Below are 14,286 nucleotides of genomic sequence, written 5' to 3'. Positions count from 1 at the left end.
TGCTCACCCGCGCCCATCTCCGCAGCCGGCAGGCGGGCGAGCGTGGTCTTTCCCGTGGTGGGCAGGCCGCCGATCACGACGAGCATGGGGTCATCCTGCCGCCCGCGACCGGGCGACGGTTCACTGTTCATACGAGCGCGATGCCGCGGCCTGGCCGATGCCGCCCCCGTCCGCTTACACGGAAGGCCCTCGGAAGGGTCAGGCGACCCAGGCCGGAATCCCCGCATTTTGGGCCTGGGAGCACGTCAGATCCGCTCGTTGGGGATCTTCTCACCGGCCTCGATCGCGACAGGGAGCCGGTTTTCGGCGGGCGGCAGCGGGCAGGTGGCGAAGTCGGTGTAGGCGCACGGCAGGTTGGTGGCGTGGTTGAAGTCCAGCACCACGGTGCCGTCGGGTCCGGGTGCGTCGATGTGCAGGGCGCGGTTGGCCGGATACGTGGTCACGCCCGATGTCGCGTCGGTGAACAGCACCATGAGGCTGCCCGGTGTGTGCCCGTTGAACGCGGTCAAACCCAGTGTGCGGCCTCCGATGCGGAAGCGGATCCGCCCGGGGGCGTCGTAGACGTGCTGCAGCCCCTCGACTGCGGCGCCCACGGTGGTCGGCCGCGGCTCGGGGAACGGGGTGTACGTGCCGGTGACCGCCCAGCGTGGGTCGGGCGCGTACGCGGGTGTCCCGGTGAACGCGGTGCGCAGCGGATGCTCCGGGTGCCGCGGCCGGATCAGATCGTGGCCGCCGCGCTTGGCGACCTCGATCACCGCATCGCCCCAGACGGCGTTGACGCCGCCGCGTTCCGGGATGATGCCGAAAAGGTGCCGTCCGCGCACTGCGGTGCCGTCGACGACGAGTTCCTCCCCCTCGCCGAGCACGACGGTGACGCCGTCGTCGCCCGTCGACCAGATGCCGGGCGCGTCGGGGAAGCGCTGGGGATCGGTGGCCAGCCAGTGCAGGCCGGTGACGGCGAGGAATCCGTGCTCATGGGCGAGGGCGGAATCCTTCCGCCGGTGCCACGTCTCCCATTCCGTGGCGAAGGTGCTGATGTCGGTGGAGGAATCCTGGACGGTCATGTGTACTCCTGCGGAATGCCGCGCTGATGGTCGGAGAAGGAGAGGGGACAAGGAGGCCAGTACCGTCCGGAACACCCAGCGACATGGGCAGCCGCTCGCGTGCGGCGAAGATCCGCTGGTACGGCAGCGGGCCGCCTTCAGCAGCGGTCAGCGCGATACGGTGGGAAAACGCTGGTCGGACGCCGGAGGACGGAGTCAACTCACGGCGGAACAACCCGTGGTGGTGACGCGCACGTAGTCGACGTGGCGGCGGGTCACGAGCACGGTCATAGAGCCAGGTAACCACACAGGGGCATGCGCGCACCAGCTCAATGGGGGTGTCTCACCGATCAGGACCCATAGTGGCCCGATCAAACCGAACCGCAGCACGTCGGTCGCGTCCCCGGCGAGCGGCCGTACGGTGATCGTGCCCCGCCGTTCCAGGGGATCGCCGATGACACTGAAGTCGGGCAGCACCTTGGCTCCCAGTCCCTCGGCGACCATGAGCTTGCCCATCTCGGCGCCGTCGGTGGCGGCCCCGCAGCAGTTCGGTGGTCTCGAAGCCGGGCTGCATGTCGTCACCTCCCAGGTAGTTGACCAGTCCCAGATCGAACGCGCCCTCCAGCAGCCCGCGATGGATCTCGGCCTGCTGTGCGCCGACCAACTCGACCTGCGTGACCGGGTGCGAAGCCCGGAATTCCCGCACCGTGGGTATCACCAGCGGGACGGTGGCCGTGTTGACTGTGCCGAGGCGGACCATTCGGCTGATGCGGTGCTGGTCGCCGGCCGCACCACGCAGCCGGTCGACCGCGTGCAGCACGGTCATGATGTGCGGCAGCGGCTCCCGGCCCTCGTCGCTGATCTTCGCCCCGGAACGCTTTCGCTCCAGCAGGCCCACGTCGAGTTCGCGCTCCGTGACGGCGGCGACGTATTCGAGCTGCTCGATACGCACAACAGGGAGGCTGCCGTTCACCGCACGCCGCGTTCAAGGGAATCCCTGTCACAACCTCGTGAATACCGACTCTCAGCATGTGGAATGACAACCGGGCATTCTTGACCGGCCGGACCCCCACTGCTTTGATCGAAGGCATGAAGCGACAGGATCTCACGCGGCGACGCCACGTCGACCTCGCGCGTGTCTCCAGCTCCTGCTGTCGCTGTCGGGTCTGAGCGCACCCGAGGGAAACCCTCGAACCCGCACCGATACTCCCTTCCTGGATTCCACTGTCGACCGTTTTCCGTGGTGATTTCGGCCGTCCCGGGAACGTCGTCCCCGCACGCCTGAATCCCGATCACTGAACACGTCTCCCTGTCACCGCACGCGCCTTTTCGCATGCGCATTCCCGCCAGGAGTTCCCCATGCCCGTACCGCCCCGACCCGACCCCGTCCGCTTCGCCTACTGGGTGCCGAACGTCAGCGGTGGCCTGGTCACCAGCACCATGGAACAGCGCACCGACTGGGGCTACGACTACAACCGCGAACTAGCCGTGCTGGCCGAGAACAACGGCTTCGACTATGCCCTGAGCCGGGTCCGCTACATGGCCAGTTACGGCGCCGAGTACCAACACGAGTCCACCAGCTTCAGCCTCGCCCTGCTGCTCGCCACCCAGCGTCTGAAGGTCATCGCCGCCGTCCACCCCGGCCTGTGGCACCCGGGCGTCCTCGCCAAACTCGGCGCCACCACCGACCACCTGTCGAACGGCCGCTTCGCCGTCAACGTCGTCAGCGGCTGGTTCAAGGGCGAGTTCACCGCCCTCGGCGAGCCCTGGCTGGAGCACGACGAGCGCTACCGCCGCTCGGAGGAGTTCATCCGCGCCCTGCGCCAGATCTGGACCGAGGACCACGCCGAACTCGCCGGTGACTTCTACCGGTTGCGCGACTTCTCCCTCAAGCCCAAGCCGCTGAACACCCCCGAGCGCCCGCACCCGGAGATCTTCCAGGGCGGCAACTCCACCGCCGCCCGCGCCATGGCGGGCCGGGTCTCCGACTGGTACTTCTCCAACGGCAAGGACTTCGACGGCGTCACCGAGCAGATCACCGACGTACGCGCCTCCGCCGCGCAAGCGGGCCGTACGCCGCCGAAGTTCGGTCTCAACGGCTTCCTCATCGCCCGCGACACCGAGGCCGAGGCCCGAGACACGCTCCGCGAGATCGTCGCCAAGGCCGACACCCAGGCCGTGCACGGCTTCCGCGACGCCGTCCAGCAGGCCGGGCAGTCCACCGCCGACGGCAAGGGCATGTGGCAGGACTCCACCTTTGAGGACCTCGTCCAGTACAACGACGGCTTCCGTACGGGCCTGATCGGCACCCCCGAGCAGATCGCCGAGCGGATCGTCGCCTACAAGCGGCTCGGCGTCGACCTCTTCCTCCTCGGCTTCCTGCACTACCTGGAGGAGGTCGAGTACTTCGGCAAGCGGGTGCTGCCCCTGGTGCGCGAACTGGAGGCCCAGGAAACCGAGTCCGAGCCCGTCACCGCCCACGCCTGACCGCCACCCGCCCACCACCGCAGCCCACACGGCACTCCTGAAAGGCCCCCGCATGGCTACTGTCCTGTCCGTCTCCGGAAGCCCCTCCGCCACGTCCCGCACCGCCCGGCTGCTGCGCCACCTGGACGACCGGCTCAGGGCCCAGGGGCACGAGGTGATCCCGTTCGACGTCCGTACGCTCCCGCCCGAGGCCCTGCTGCACGCCGACTTCGCCCACCCGGCGATCGTCGAGGCCACCGCCCTGTTCGAGCGCGCGGACGGGATCGTGATCGGCACCCCGGTCTACAAGGCCGCCTACTCCGGGCTGCTGAAGTCGCTGCTGGACCTGCTCCCGCAGTACGCCCTGGCCGGCAAGACCGTCCTCCCGCTGGCAACCGGCGGCACCACCGCCCACGTCCTGGCCATCGACTACGCCCTGCGCCCGGTCCTCGCCTCCATGGGCCCCGCCCACATCACACCCGGCTGGTTCACGCTCGACAAGGACATCACGGTGGCCGAGGACGGCACCCTGACCGTCGCGGCGGGCCCCGCCGAGGCCCTGGCCTAGGTCACCGACCAGTTCTCGCTCGCCCTCGGTGGCCGCCCGACCCTGCTGGCGGCCACCGGATGAGCGCCGCGACGGTGCTCGCCGACGACGCCGATGCCCTCGCCGTCGCCGTCGAACTGGCCGCCGACTTCCGCAAGGACGCCGCCGAGCGGGACGCGCTCCGCCGGCTGCCGCATGCCGAGTTGGAGCGGCTGTCCGCGTCCGGGCTGCTCGGGGTGACGGTGCCCGCCGAGTTCGGCGGCGCGGACGTCCGTACGGAGACACTCGCGGAGATCTTCCGGCTGCTGGCCTCCGCCGACGCCAGCCTCGCCCAGATCCCGCAGAGTCACTTCGTGTACGTCAATGTGCTGCGCCGGCAGGGGACGCGGGCGCAGCAGGAGTTCTTCTTCGGGGAGGTGCTGGCCGGGAAGCGGTTCGGCAACGCCCAGTCCGAGGCGGGCACACAGCACGTGCAGGACATCCGCACCCGGCTCGTGCGGCGCCCCGACGGGTCGTACCTCCTCGGTGGCGTGAAGCACTACTCCACCGGTGCCCTGTTCGCCCACTGGATCCCCGTCGTCGCCCGCGCCGACGAGGACAACCTGCACGTGGCGTACGTACCGCGCGACGCGCCCGGCCTCACGGTCGTGGACGACTGGGACGGCATGGGGCAGCGCACCACCGCCAGCGGAACCGTCCGCCTGGAGTCGGTGCCCGTGCCCGCCGACCGGGTGGTGCCGCACCACCTCACCTTCCAGGGACCCCAACTGCACGGTGCCATCGCCCAGTTGCTGCACTCCGCCATCGATGCAGGGATCGCCGCCGGGGCACTGGCCGAGGCCGTGGAATTCGTCCGCACCAAGAGCCGCCCTTGGTTCGAGAGCGTCGCCGAGGGACACGAGACCGCTGCCGATGACCTGCTGCTGATCCAGCGGTTCGGCGAACTGGCGATCCGGGCACGGGCCGCCGACGCGTTGCTTGCCTCGGCGGCGAGGTCCGTGGACGCCGCCCGTGCCGACCTGACCGACGGCTCGGCCGCTGAGGCGTCGATCGCGGTGGCTGCCGCCAAGGTGACGGCGGCGGAGGCGGCCCTGGAGATCGGCAGCGCCCTCTTCGAGGTGTCCGGCACACGATCGGCGCTCGGCTCCCTGGGCCTGCACCGCCATTGGCGTGACGCCCGCACCCACACCCTGCACGACCCGGCCCGCTGGAAGGTCCAGCACATCGGCCGCTACGTGCTGCACGGCACCCAGCCACCGCGGCACGGCCTGCTGTAACGCTTGATCCCGATCGGAGACCCACGTGTCCCTCACCTTTCACTGGTTCCTGCCCACCAACGGCGACAGCCGCCACGTCGTCGGCGGCGGCCACGGCACCCCCGCCACGCAGTCCGGCCGCGACCGACCGCCGACGGTCGCCTACCTGAGCCAGATCGCCCGCGCCGCCGAGGATCTCGGCTTCGTCGGCGCCCTCACTCCCACCGGCGCCTGGTGCGAGGACGCATGGCTGACGACCGCGATGGTCAGCCAGAACACGGAGCGTCTGAAGTTCCTGGTCGCCTTCCGTCCCGGCTTCGTCTCGCCGACGCTCGCCGCGCAGATGGCGTCCACCTTCCAGCGGCAGACCGGCGGGCGGCTTCTTCTCAACGTCGTCACGGGCGGCGAGAGCCACGAGCAGCGTGCCTACGGCGACTTCCTCGACAAGGACGACCGTTACCGCCGTACAGGTGAATTCCTCCAGATCGTAAGGGGGTTGTGGGAGGGCCGGACCGTCGACCTGGTCGGTGAGCACCTCCAGGTCGAGGACGCGAAGCTGGCCCGGGTTCCCGACCCGGTCCCCGAGGTGTACTTCGGCGGCTCCTCGCCGATCGCCGGGGAGATTGCCGCCCGGCATGTCGATGTCTACCTCACCTGGGGCGAGCCGCCGGCCGCCGTCGCCGAGAAGATCGCCTGGATCCGGGCGTTGGCCGAGAAGGAGGGCCGCGGCGTCCGCTTCGGCATCCGTCTGCACGTCATCACCCGGGACACGAGCGAGCAGGCGTGGGCGGAGGCCCGGCGGCTGCTGGACAGCTTCGACACGGAGACCGTACGGGCCGTCCAGGCCGGGCTCGCCCGCAGCGAGTCCGAGGGGCAGCAGCGGATGCTCGCCCTGCACGGCGGCAGCAGCGACGACCTGGAGATCTACCCGAACCTCTGGGCCGGCATCGGGCTGGTACGGGGCGGCGCGGGCACGGCGCTGGTCGGCAGCCACACCGAGGTGGCCGAGCGGATCGCCGAGTACCACCGGCTCGGCATCGACGAGTTCATGCTCTCCGGCTACCCGCATCTGGAGGAGGCGTACTGGTTCGGCGAGGGCGTCCTGCCGAAGCTCACGGCACAGGGACTGTGGACCCACCCCTTCCGCACCGTGGCGGATGTGGGGCCCACCGCCCATGTCCCCTTCGTCGGCGCCGGGAGCCCACGACGATCCGCGTGATCGCTGACGACGCCGAGACGGTGACCGGTGCCTGGGGCGTCACCGGCACAGCAGTGCCGTCACAGTGCCCGGGCAGCGTAGGCCCTGACGTCCGCGTCCGGGTCCGTCGTCGCCGTGGCCAGGGCCGCTCGGGCGTCCTCGGTGGCACGGCGTCGGGTCAGTGCCGCCACGGCGGCCTTGCGGACGTCGGCGTTCGGGTCGGCGAGGGCGGGGTCCGCGAGGGACAGAGCGGTGGCGGCGCCGACCTGGGTGAAGCAGACCGGCACCTGCCAGGCCAGTGTTGGAGAGGAGGCATGCCGACTGGCAGCGGCGCAGGCGCCTGTTGGCCCAGGGGCTGCACGACTGGCAGCCGGATGTCATCGCCCTGCAGGAGGTCGTCCGCTGCGAGGACTACGACGGCGTGAGGGAACTGCTGGGGGAGGGCTGGCATGTGGCCGCACATCCGCGCTGGTCCGAGGACGGGGCGGGGGCAGCCGTCGCCGGCCGATGGCCCAGTACGGACGGATACGTTCGACGGTGTCGGACGGGAGGCGATGGCAGAGTGGTGTGAGGTGACGGTCGCGGAGGTGCAGGCGCCCAGTCCGTTCGGGACGATGATGGTGGTGCACCACGAACCGAGCTGGGAGCGCGGCCAGGAGCGGCAGCGGGAGGCGCAGGCCGTCGCTGTCGCCCGTCTCGTAGTGGCCATGGTGGGAGCGGGGCATGTCGTGCTGCTCGGGACTTCGATGCCGTGCCTGACAGCGCGAGTGTGCGGTTCTGGACGGGCCGGCAGTCGTTGAGCGGCCTGAGTGTGTGCTACCGCGACGCATGGGCGACGGCTCATCCGGGCGAGCCGGGTCATACCTTCTCCCCTGTCAACCCTCTCGTAAGACAGGGCGAGATGCCTGAGGAGGAAGGGCGGCGCGTCGACTACATCATGGTCCGGTGCGACGACTACGGGCCGACCCTGCGTGTCGGTCTGTGCGGGCAGGTCTTCTCCGAGCCGGTCGAGGGCGTATGGGCGAGCGACCATTACGGTCTCGTCGCCGACCTGCTGCTCCCCGGCCATCAACCTGGCTCGTGGGTTTCGGACTGCGGGACGTTGCCCCGACGTGCTGAGGTCACGTCCCGCCAAGTGGTGTAACTCGTCGGTCTCCGCGGCTTCGCAGGTCGCGGCCGTTCGGCCCGAAACCCCGGTGCCGGGAGGCCCGCGCCGCCCTGACCGGCTCGCGCAGCGGCGCGGAGCTTCGGCCGGGCCGGCCGATCACAGGCCATCCGGACCGGCGCGGTCCGGATGGCTACACCATTTGGCGGGACACCACCCCACCCACCGCAGAAGCGGGATGGTCGCACGCGGGGAGGTTCGCTGATACAGGGGTTGGCGCAGGGGTCGGCGAAGTCGCGTGACGTCCGTTTCGCGATCATGTGAGCCCGAGGAGGGGCGAGGGGTCGGTCCGCGTCGCGGACGTTGCGACGAAGGGCGGCGGCGATGTTGGTCACGCCGGCCAGCGGAGGGCTCCGATGGCGAGGTTGCGCCAGCTGGCCATTGCCCGTGGTGCGTTGCGGTGCGCAACTGCGAGGCATCCTCGGCGAACGTGGTGTCGCGGACGTGGTGCAGGGCCTCGATCTGCCAGTGGTCACGGATCGAAGTCGCGAGCTGGGCGGGGCTGGCCTGCTCGGTGGTGAGGCTGGTGACGGCGCAGACGGTCTTGGTGGTGGTCTTTCCGGTCTTTCGGTCAGTGCGGCGGCGCTTGGTCTGGATGGTCTGCCTGGCCCCCGGGAACAGCAGGTTGCTGACCGTGGCCACCTTGATCCACCTGATTTCCGAGCGTCCGTGGCCGGAGTTCTCCGTACGGCCCTGGAGCGGGATCTCCCGCCATGGAAGGGCTTTGAGCTGCTTACGGAGCTTCTTCTGGTTGCGCTTGACGATCAGAATGTAGTGGGCTTCGCGGCTCAGGAGGTAGTCGGCGTGCTCGCGCTGGGTGTGCAGGGCATCGCTGGTGACGACGACTCCGGCCAGATCGGCCACGGTGGCCAGCAGCGGTGGGAAGCACGTGATTTCGTTCGTCTTGTCCTGCACGTCCAGCTGGGCCAAGACCAGGCCGGTGGTGTGGTCCAGGGCGGCGAGCAGGTGGATCTTGTGCCTTTTCGCCCTGGCGGCCCCGCGAAGGCTCTTCCGGTCGATCGCCAGGCCCCGCAGCCGTCCCTTGGTCCGGCTGCGGCGGTCGGCGAGCCGGTGGCCGACCGCGAGGTCCAATGCGTCGCCGTCGATCCGGCCCAGTAACCTGCGAACCGTCGTTTCCGCAGGCACGGGCCGCTTCGGGAACAAGGGGTCCAGCCGCACGCCGACACGTTGCAGCACCTGGGATGGGGCGCGGTGATCCAGTCGCCGACCGCCAGCAGCGACGTCGCCCCGGCCAGCACCGCGCAGGCGGCCAGAGGGAGGACGACGTTCAGCGGGTGGCGCACTCCACGGGGGTCACGCGGATCGGGCACCTGGGCGAGTCGTTCCAACAGCCCGGCCACCTCTTGCGGTGCGATCTCGGGATGCTCGCAGAGCTGGTCAGGAGCAGGCGCGATCAGCGATGATGCGTCGGCAGGCACGGTCATCCAAGCAGGTCACGGGGCGTAGGGAACTCCATGATCTTGGAAGCCGTGCCTGTGCCGCTTCCTCCCGGCCGGATCAACCTGTCAGGCCGTCACGAACCGGGAAGTGGGCGGCATCTGGCACTGAACCGGGAGCTGGTCCTCGTTGAAGAAGCCCTACTGGCAGCCATATTTAGGGGGATGTCGTACCGCGCGGACGGTGCGTCGCAGTGGAGTCCGATGGGCCCCGAGCCGATCAGTCAGGTCCCGGACGGTGCACTGGTGAACGCATCGCTTGAAGCGTGGGCCCACGCGCTGCTGGCAGAGGTGCCCCACGAGCTCGACGACCTCCGTGGCGAGCTGCTTCTTGAGTGTTACGAGGAGCCCGCCCCGGCCGTCCACACCCGGCCCGTTTACTCGTGCCAGCTCCGGCTACCGGGGCCTGCCCTCCGCTCGGAGGCCGACAGGAGGCGACGCACCTGAACACCACCTCCGTCCCCGCTCGGCCAGACCGACCATGCGCAGCCGATGCGATACCCCACCGAGACGCTCCAGGCCTTGCCAGTCGGCTCGGCGCAGGCGCGCGCCCGTACCAGACCTCCCCACCGCGGTCTTCTGCGCCGGCATCACCGCACGTTTCGATCACAACCTCGCCGATGTCGAGGAACCCGATGACGCCCCGGGCACGCTCCTTGATCCGGCGGATCTCAGACCGACGGTCCCTGCCCCGGGCACATCAGGCCCGCCCGGCTCAAGCACCGCATCGACCGCACGAGCGGCAACCCCGAAGCTCGCCGGGCCACGAACCCCGCGGTCGGCCTCCGCGGCAACGCTCGTGACACACGGCCACCGCTCGCGCACCTCCCTCACATGATCACCAAACGGACGTCACGCGACTACGCCGAAGCCCTGCGAAGCCGACCCCTGCGGAGGGGGGGCGATGACGACGTTGTCGCCGTCGAAGCGCGCCACCCGGTCGCTCACGGCCGGGTGCGTCGCCCTCCTCATCACCGCCATGCTCGGCCTTGCAGCGGCGGGCATCCTGGTCAGCCTCGCCATCCAGGGATTCTTCGACCGCCCCGAAACATCTCCCGGCGAGGCCCTCTCAGGCAAAGCAGGAGTCACCCGATACCGGCTCGAAGCAGGCCGTCAGAGACGGCTCCCTTTCCGCGAAGGAGATCGACTACGCCACTCGCGGCGCACGATGGAACCGAGCCGGTGACGACACCGCCGTCCTCATCACTGTCTCCTACCCGGCCGACAACGGATCAGCCGCTGGCTGCTACCAGTTCTCCCTGCCCAAGCCCCTGAGCAGCAGCGCCGCCGTCAGCCAGAGCAAGCTCAACACATGCCCGGGCTGATCCAGGCTGCTGGCTCCTGGCGGCCCCAGGGGAACTCGATCTCGACAGCACCGTCCCACAGGAGCATTGCCTCGTTCCCGCGCTGTCGTTGAAGCGTTCCTTTCGAGTGGACGGAGGTGACCTCGGTCTGGTCGATGGCAGGACGTGAAGATCAGCCGCAGCTGTTGCGGTTGATCTTCAGCGAGCGGGTCTGGTCGTTGAGGTTGTAGGAGCGCAGGTCGTGGATAGAGCCTGTCCCGCGTGAAAACCCGAATTCGGCCCCCAGATAAGGACTCCGCTGTGGGGACACCGCAGAGTGCAGGGGAGAGCTGGCCCGGTTGGGCATCACGGTCTGCAACAGCCGCCGGCAGAACGCGGTATCCACATGGAAGAAGTCGCAGGCCAGCAGTCCGGAAGCCTGAGCGCGCGGGAAGGAGGCCCAGGCGTCGTGAGCCCGCTGGGGCGCGGGCGGGATGTTGCCCTGCCGCAGTACTGACCGGACGGTGGCGGCGTTACGCTGCGGGACGGTGGTAGACCGGGGCATGATCGAGATCCATGCGGTGGTCCTGGATCTATGTGCTGACGCGTAGGTCGCTGGAGCTGGTGGGCCTGCGGCTGCTGGGCAACACTGCCAAGGACGTCGAACTGCTGGTGCTGCGGCACCAGCACGCTGTGCTCCAACGCCTGCTCGGCAGACCGAAGGTGTAACCGGCCGACCGGGTTCTGCTGGCGGCCTTGTCGCGTCTGCTGCCCAGACAGAGCTGGAGTAGCTTCTTCGTCACCCCGGCAACGCTGCTGCGCTGGCACCGAGAGCTGATCGCCGGCAAGTGGACCTACCCCCACAAGAGCCCTGGTCGGCCGCCGATATCAGAGGAGACGCGGGAGCTGATCCTGCGTCTCGCGCGGGAGAATCCGCTGTGGGGACACCGCAGAGTGCAGGGAGAGCTGGCCCGGTTGGGCATCACGGTCTGCGCCGCCACCGTCCGGTCAGTACTGCGGCAGGGCAACATCCCGCCCGCGCCCCAGCGGGCTCACGACGCCTGGGCCTCCTTCCCGCGCGCTCAGGCTTCCGGACTGCTGGCCTGCGACTTCTTCCATGTGGATACCGCGTTCTGCCGGCGGCTGTACGTGCTGTTCGTCATGGAAGTCGCAACGCGCCGAGTGCACGTCCTCGGCATCAGCGCGCACCCGAACCGGGACTGGGTGACCCAGCAGGTGAGGAACTTGATGATGGATCTCGAAGACCGGTTGGACCGGTTCCGGTTCTTCCTACGCGACCGGGACGGCAAATTCTCCGACGCCTTCGACGCCGTGCTCGCCGACGCGTGCGTGCAGGTGCTACTTACCCCGCCGAGATCGCCGAAGGCAAACGCCTCCGCGGAACGCTGGGTCGGCACCGTCCGCCGCGAGTGCACCGACCGCCTACTCATCATGAACGAACGGCACCTGCGCACCGTCATGAACACCTACACCGACCACTACAACCGGCACCGCCCCCACCAATCCCTCCACCAACGATCTCCCCAAGCCTCGGAGACCGGCCAGACGACACCTGTCACCCCCTTCGGAGGCCGCGTCCGCCGCACTCAACTACTCGGCGGCCTCACCAACGAGTACCAGGAAGCAGCCTGACGGCAGGCAGACAAACGGCCTGATCAGCAGCCCGAACCAGGGTTTTCACGCGGGACAGGTGACAGCCGCGGCCAGGGCGTAGCGCATACGTATGAGGAATCCCCCCTCAGTGGTGCCAATGGAGCAGCAGGAGCATACATAAAATGTGATCAGGCGGTTGCGTCCTGTTGAAGGATGGAAGGCGCTTCGCGACGGGAAGCGCCTTTGACGTGGCTTGGCTCCCAGGCTTCCTGGCCGCTACGCCTCGACCACGAGGGTGCTCGCCGGACGGGCTGGGCAGTACGACTTGGCTCTCAGGGCTCCAGGCCCCAGCGTCGCGCGATCGACTCAAGGCGTTCCAACTCGCGTCGGGCTGCGGTCGGGTGGGCGAGGTCGAGGGCCATCCCGGCGCGGGCGGTGATGTAGAGGACGTCCTGGCGGGTGGCTTCGTCGAGGCCGGGGGCGGCCTCGAGGCGGCGGCCTGTGACGCGCAGCGAGACCGCGACGTGGTCGAGACGGGTCCGTATGCCCAGGGGGAGCACCTCCGGCAGTGCGTCCTTGGCGTAGTCGCGTATCTGCCGGTCCGCCTCGCAGGGGCGAGGCTGCGAAGGTGCCCAAGTAAGGGCCGCTTCCCGAGCCTCGTCATACATGTCCGCCACCAAGGCGCGTGCGGTGGCGCAGTCGTCTTCATCGGCGGCCGTGCGGGCCGACTCCAGGATTGAGCGAAGCCGGGCACGGACCTGGGGGTGCTCACCCGTCCGGGCGTCCAGATAGCCGGACCACACGTCGAACGCCCTGCTCAACTCGGCATCCACCATGATCTTGTACGCGTCCGGCACTCCGTTGCCTTTCCAATCGTGCCGTCCCGGCCTGGACGGCAGCGGTACACGATAGGGCGGGAGCTGGGCATACTGCCCGCGAATTACTTGGGGTAGGGCACGGGGCGTGCTGCGCGAGTGCGCTCGCTCGAATGAGTGGATCGAGGGCGGATAGGGGCCGGTCCCGGGGGCCGGAACCTAGGCTCAGCGCGTGAGTGCTGCCCAGGCCGGATCTGCTGACGGAAAGTCCCTGCGAACGGGCGCTGCACAGCTGGCCGAAGTGCCTTCGGTGATGCTGATGCAGCCGACGACGCTGTGCAATCTCAACTGCACCTATTGCTATTTGCCGGACCGGAACGTCGCGCGGCGAATGAGCACAGAGGTCGCGCAGAGAGTGGCGGCAGGCGTTCGGGAGTGGTCCAGGCAACGCCCGGTGGCGGTGGTGTGGCACGGCGGGGAACCCCTCGCGGTGGGCCCGGCCTACTTTCGGGCCCTCGTGGAGCCGTTCGGGCCAGGTGAAACACATCCGGTGATTCAGGCTGTGCAGACCAACGCCACACTCATCGACGAGGCGTGGTGCGAGGTGTTCGCCACCGTTCCCGTCCGTGTCACCGTGAGCCTGGACGGCCCGCAGGAGGCGAACGCCGCACGAGTGGACTGGGCGGGAGGCCCGAGCACCCAGCGGGCCATGAGCGGCATCGCCATGCTGCGCCAGGCCGGCATCCGCTTCGGCATGATCGCGGTAGTGGCCGACGCGTCCCCGGGAGCTGCCGCCGATCTGTACCGGTTCGCCTGTGAGCTGGGCTGCGACAACCTCGGAGTAAACCTCGCCGAGAAAAAGGGCGTGTACGCGGGCGGGCAAGATCCCGAGTACTCAGTCGTGGCGTTCTGGCAGGAACTGGCGGCGTGCTGGCACGCCGATCCACGCATCCAGGTCAGAGAACTCGACCACGCCTACACTTACATCCGCGAGGAACTGTCCGGCACAGCGGCGCAGCGCGCCGACCGCCCTGTCATGCCACTTCCCTTGGTGATGTGGGACGGTGACTTCCTCCCGGTCGGTGCTGAGCTGGCGGGCTTCCGCTCAGCCCAGCATGGCCCCTTCACCGCGGGAAACGTCCTTGACACGCCCCTGACCGTCCTGACGGCCCGCGCCACAGAGGTGCCCTGGGTCGCTGAGGCCCTGGCAGGCGTGACCAACTGCCGCAAGCACTGCGATTACTTCGCCTACTGCCGTGGCGGCCAGGTGGCCAACAAGTACTTCGAGACCGGCCGACTGGACAGCACCGAGACCACCTACTGCCGAGCCAGCAAAATCAGTCTCATGGAAGGAATCCTGCGCCATGCCGAACGTTCACGTCCCTGAAAAGGCCACGCCGACCACCACCCCGCTCACCCAGCGGATCACAGCCCGCCGGGAC

The 14,286-nt window shown here is 69.0% G+C and carries 13 protein-coding genes and 4 pseudogenes; 10 read left to right on the top strand and 7 right to left on the bottom strand.

Translation table 11 applies throughout. The features are described 5' to 3' along the window. Positions 1-245 precede the first annotated feature (245 nt). Positions 246-1,064: a DUF1684 domain-containing protein gene (locus IE262_RS00540; RefSeq protein ID WP_134043499.1), complete on the bottom strand. Its 819-nt coding sequence runs from the start codon at positions 1,062-1,064 to the stop codon at positions 246-248. A 363-nt stretch (positions 1,065-1,427) separates the two neighbouring features. Continuing rightward, positions 1,428-1,995: pseudogene (locus IE262_RS00535) on the bottom strand (LysR substrate-binding domain-containing protein); the annotation flags it as partial. Between the two features lie 77 nt (positions 1,996-2,072). Between IE262_RS00535 and IE262_RS40435 the strand changes: the two are divergent. The 5 genes and pseudogenes from IE262_RS40435 (at position 2,073) to IE262_RS00515 (ending at position 6,531) form a co-directional block, all read left to right on the top strand. After that, positions 2,073-2,213 carry a putative leader peptide gene (locus tag IE262_RS40435; RefSeq protein WP_373304955.1) on the top strand — a complete coding sequence of 47 codons (141 nt, stop codon included), beginning with the start codon at positions 2,073-2,075 and terminating at the stop codon, positions 2,211-2,213. Positions 2,214-2,402: 189 nt separating this feature from the next. Then, the gene (sfnG, locus tag IE262_RS00530) at positions 2,403-3,530 is read left to right on the top strand and encodes a dimethylsulfone monooxygenase SfnG (RefSeq protein WP_189870389.1); all 1,128 of its coding nucleotides are present in this window, start codon (positions 2,403-2,405) and stop codon (positions 3,528-3,530) included. Positions 3,531-3,582: 52 nt separating this feature from the next. After that, positions 3,583-4,140: pseudogene (gene ssuE / locus IE262_RS00525) on the top strand (NADPH-dependent FMN reductase). Beyond that, positions 4,137-5,333, top strand: coding sequence for an SfnB family sulfur acquisition oxidoreductase (locus tag IE262_RS00520; protein WP_189870385.1), 1,197 nt, complete (start codon positions 4,137-4,139; stop codon positions 5,331-5,333). The pseudogene ssuE and the gene IE262_RS00520 overlap by 4 nt, the downstream one beginning before the upstream one ends. Positions 5,334-5,358: 25 nt before the next feature. Beyond that, entirely contained in the window at positions 5,359-6,531 is a 1,173-nt protein-coding gene (locus tag IE262_RS00515) for an LLM class flavin-dependent oxidoreductase (protein ID WP_189870383.1), read from the top strand. A gap of 59 nt (positions 6,532-6,590) precedes the next feature. On the opposite strand, the pseudogene IE262_RS40430 reads toward IE262_RS00515, so the two are convergent. Then, positions 6,591-6,881 (bottom strand): annotated as a pseudogene (locus IE262_RS40430) (HEAT repeat domain-containing protein); the annotation flags it as partial. Positions 6,882-7,064: 183 nt separating this feature from the next. Here IE262_RS40430 and IE262_RS00505 point away from each other — a divergent pair. Beyond that, positions 7,065-7,310, top strand: coding sequence for a hypothetical protein (locus tag IE262_RS00505; RefSeq protein ID WP_189870380.1), 246 nt, complete (start codon positions 7,065-7,067; stop codon positions 7,308-7,310). Positions 7,311-7,411: 101 nt separating this feature from the next. After that, positions 7,412-7,654, top strand: a complete 243-nt coding sequence (locus IE262_RS00500; RefSeq protein WP_189871678.1) for a hypothetical protein — start codon at positions 7,412-7,414, stop codon at positions 7,652-7,654. Positions 7,655-7,774: 120 nt separating this feature from the next. Here the strand turns inward: IE262_RS00500 and IE262_RS00495 are convergent, their stop codons facing one another. The 3 genes and pseudogenes from IE262_RS00495 to IE262_RS00490 all read right to left on the bottom strand — a co-directional run bounded on the left by IE262_RS00495 (position 7,775) and on the right by IE262_RS00490 (position 10,980). After that, a complete protein-coding gene (locus tag IE262_RS00495; RefSeq protein WP_229877024.1) occupies positions 7,775-8,854 on the bottom strand; it encodes an ISAs1 family transposase in 1,080 nt (359 codons plus the stop codon). A gap of 83 nt (positions 8,855-8,937) precedes the next feature. Beyond that, a pseudogene (locus IE262_RS39200) lies at positions 8,938-9,120 on the bottom strand (transposase family protein); the annotation flags it as partial. A gap of 1,488 nt (positions 9,121-10,608) precedes the next feature. Continuing rightward, positions 10,609-10,980, bottom strand: a complete 372-nt coding sequence (locus tag IE262_RS00490; protein WP_189871676.1) for a hypothetical protein — start codon at positions 10,978-10,980, stop codon at positions 10,609-10,611. An 11-nt stretch (positions 10,981-10,991) separates the two neighbouring features. On the opposite strand from IE262_RS00490, the gene IE262_RS39195 reads away from it, so the two are divergent. Both IE262_RS39195 and IE262_RS00485 read left to right on the top strand, forming a co-directional pair. Continuing rightward, positions 10,992-11,144, top strand: coding sequence for a hypothetical protein (locus IE262_RS39195; RefSeq protein WP_229877023.1), 153 nt, complete (start codon positions 10,992-10,994; stop codon positions 11,142-11,144). Positions 11,145-11,171: 27 nt separating this feature from the next. Then, positions 11,172-12,068 (top strand): integrase core domain-containing protein, encoded by an 897-nt coding sequence (locus tag IE262_RS00485; RefSeq protein ID WP_229877022.1) that lies wholly within the window; start codon positions 11,172-11,174, stop codon positions 12,066-12,068. A gap of 293 nt (positions 12,069-12,361) precedes the next feature. Here IE262_RS00485 and IE262_RS00480 read toward each other — a convergent pair whose 3' ends face one another. Next, complete coding sequence (locus tag IE262_RS00480; RefSeq protein ID WP_189870378.1) at positions 12,362-12,886, bottom strand: hypothetical protein; 525 nt, start codon at positions 12,884-12,886, stop codon at positions 12,362-12,364. A 190-nt stretch (positions 12,887-13,076) separates the two neighbouring features. Here IE262_RS00480 and amcB point away from each other — a divergent pair, with 190 nt between their 5' ends. Continuing rightward, positions 13,077-14,231, top strand: a complete 1,155-nt coding sequence (gene amcB / locus IE262_RS00475; RefSeq protein ID WP_229877021.1) for a cyclophane-forming radical SAM peptide maturase AmcB — start codon at positions 13,077-13,079, stop codon at positions 14,229-14,231. Positions 14,232-14,286 lie beyond the last annotated feature (55 nt).

Source organism: Streptomyces bluensis (assembly GCF_014650715.1).
GTDB lineage: Bacteria > Actinomycetota > Actinomycetes > Streptomycetales > Streptomycetaceae > Streptomyces > Streptomyces bluensis.
The sequence above is the reverse complement of the archived record's forward strand: the minus strand, read 5'-3'. Positions and strand labels throughout refer to the sequence as shown.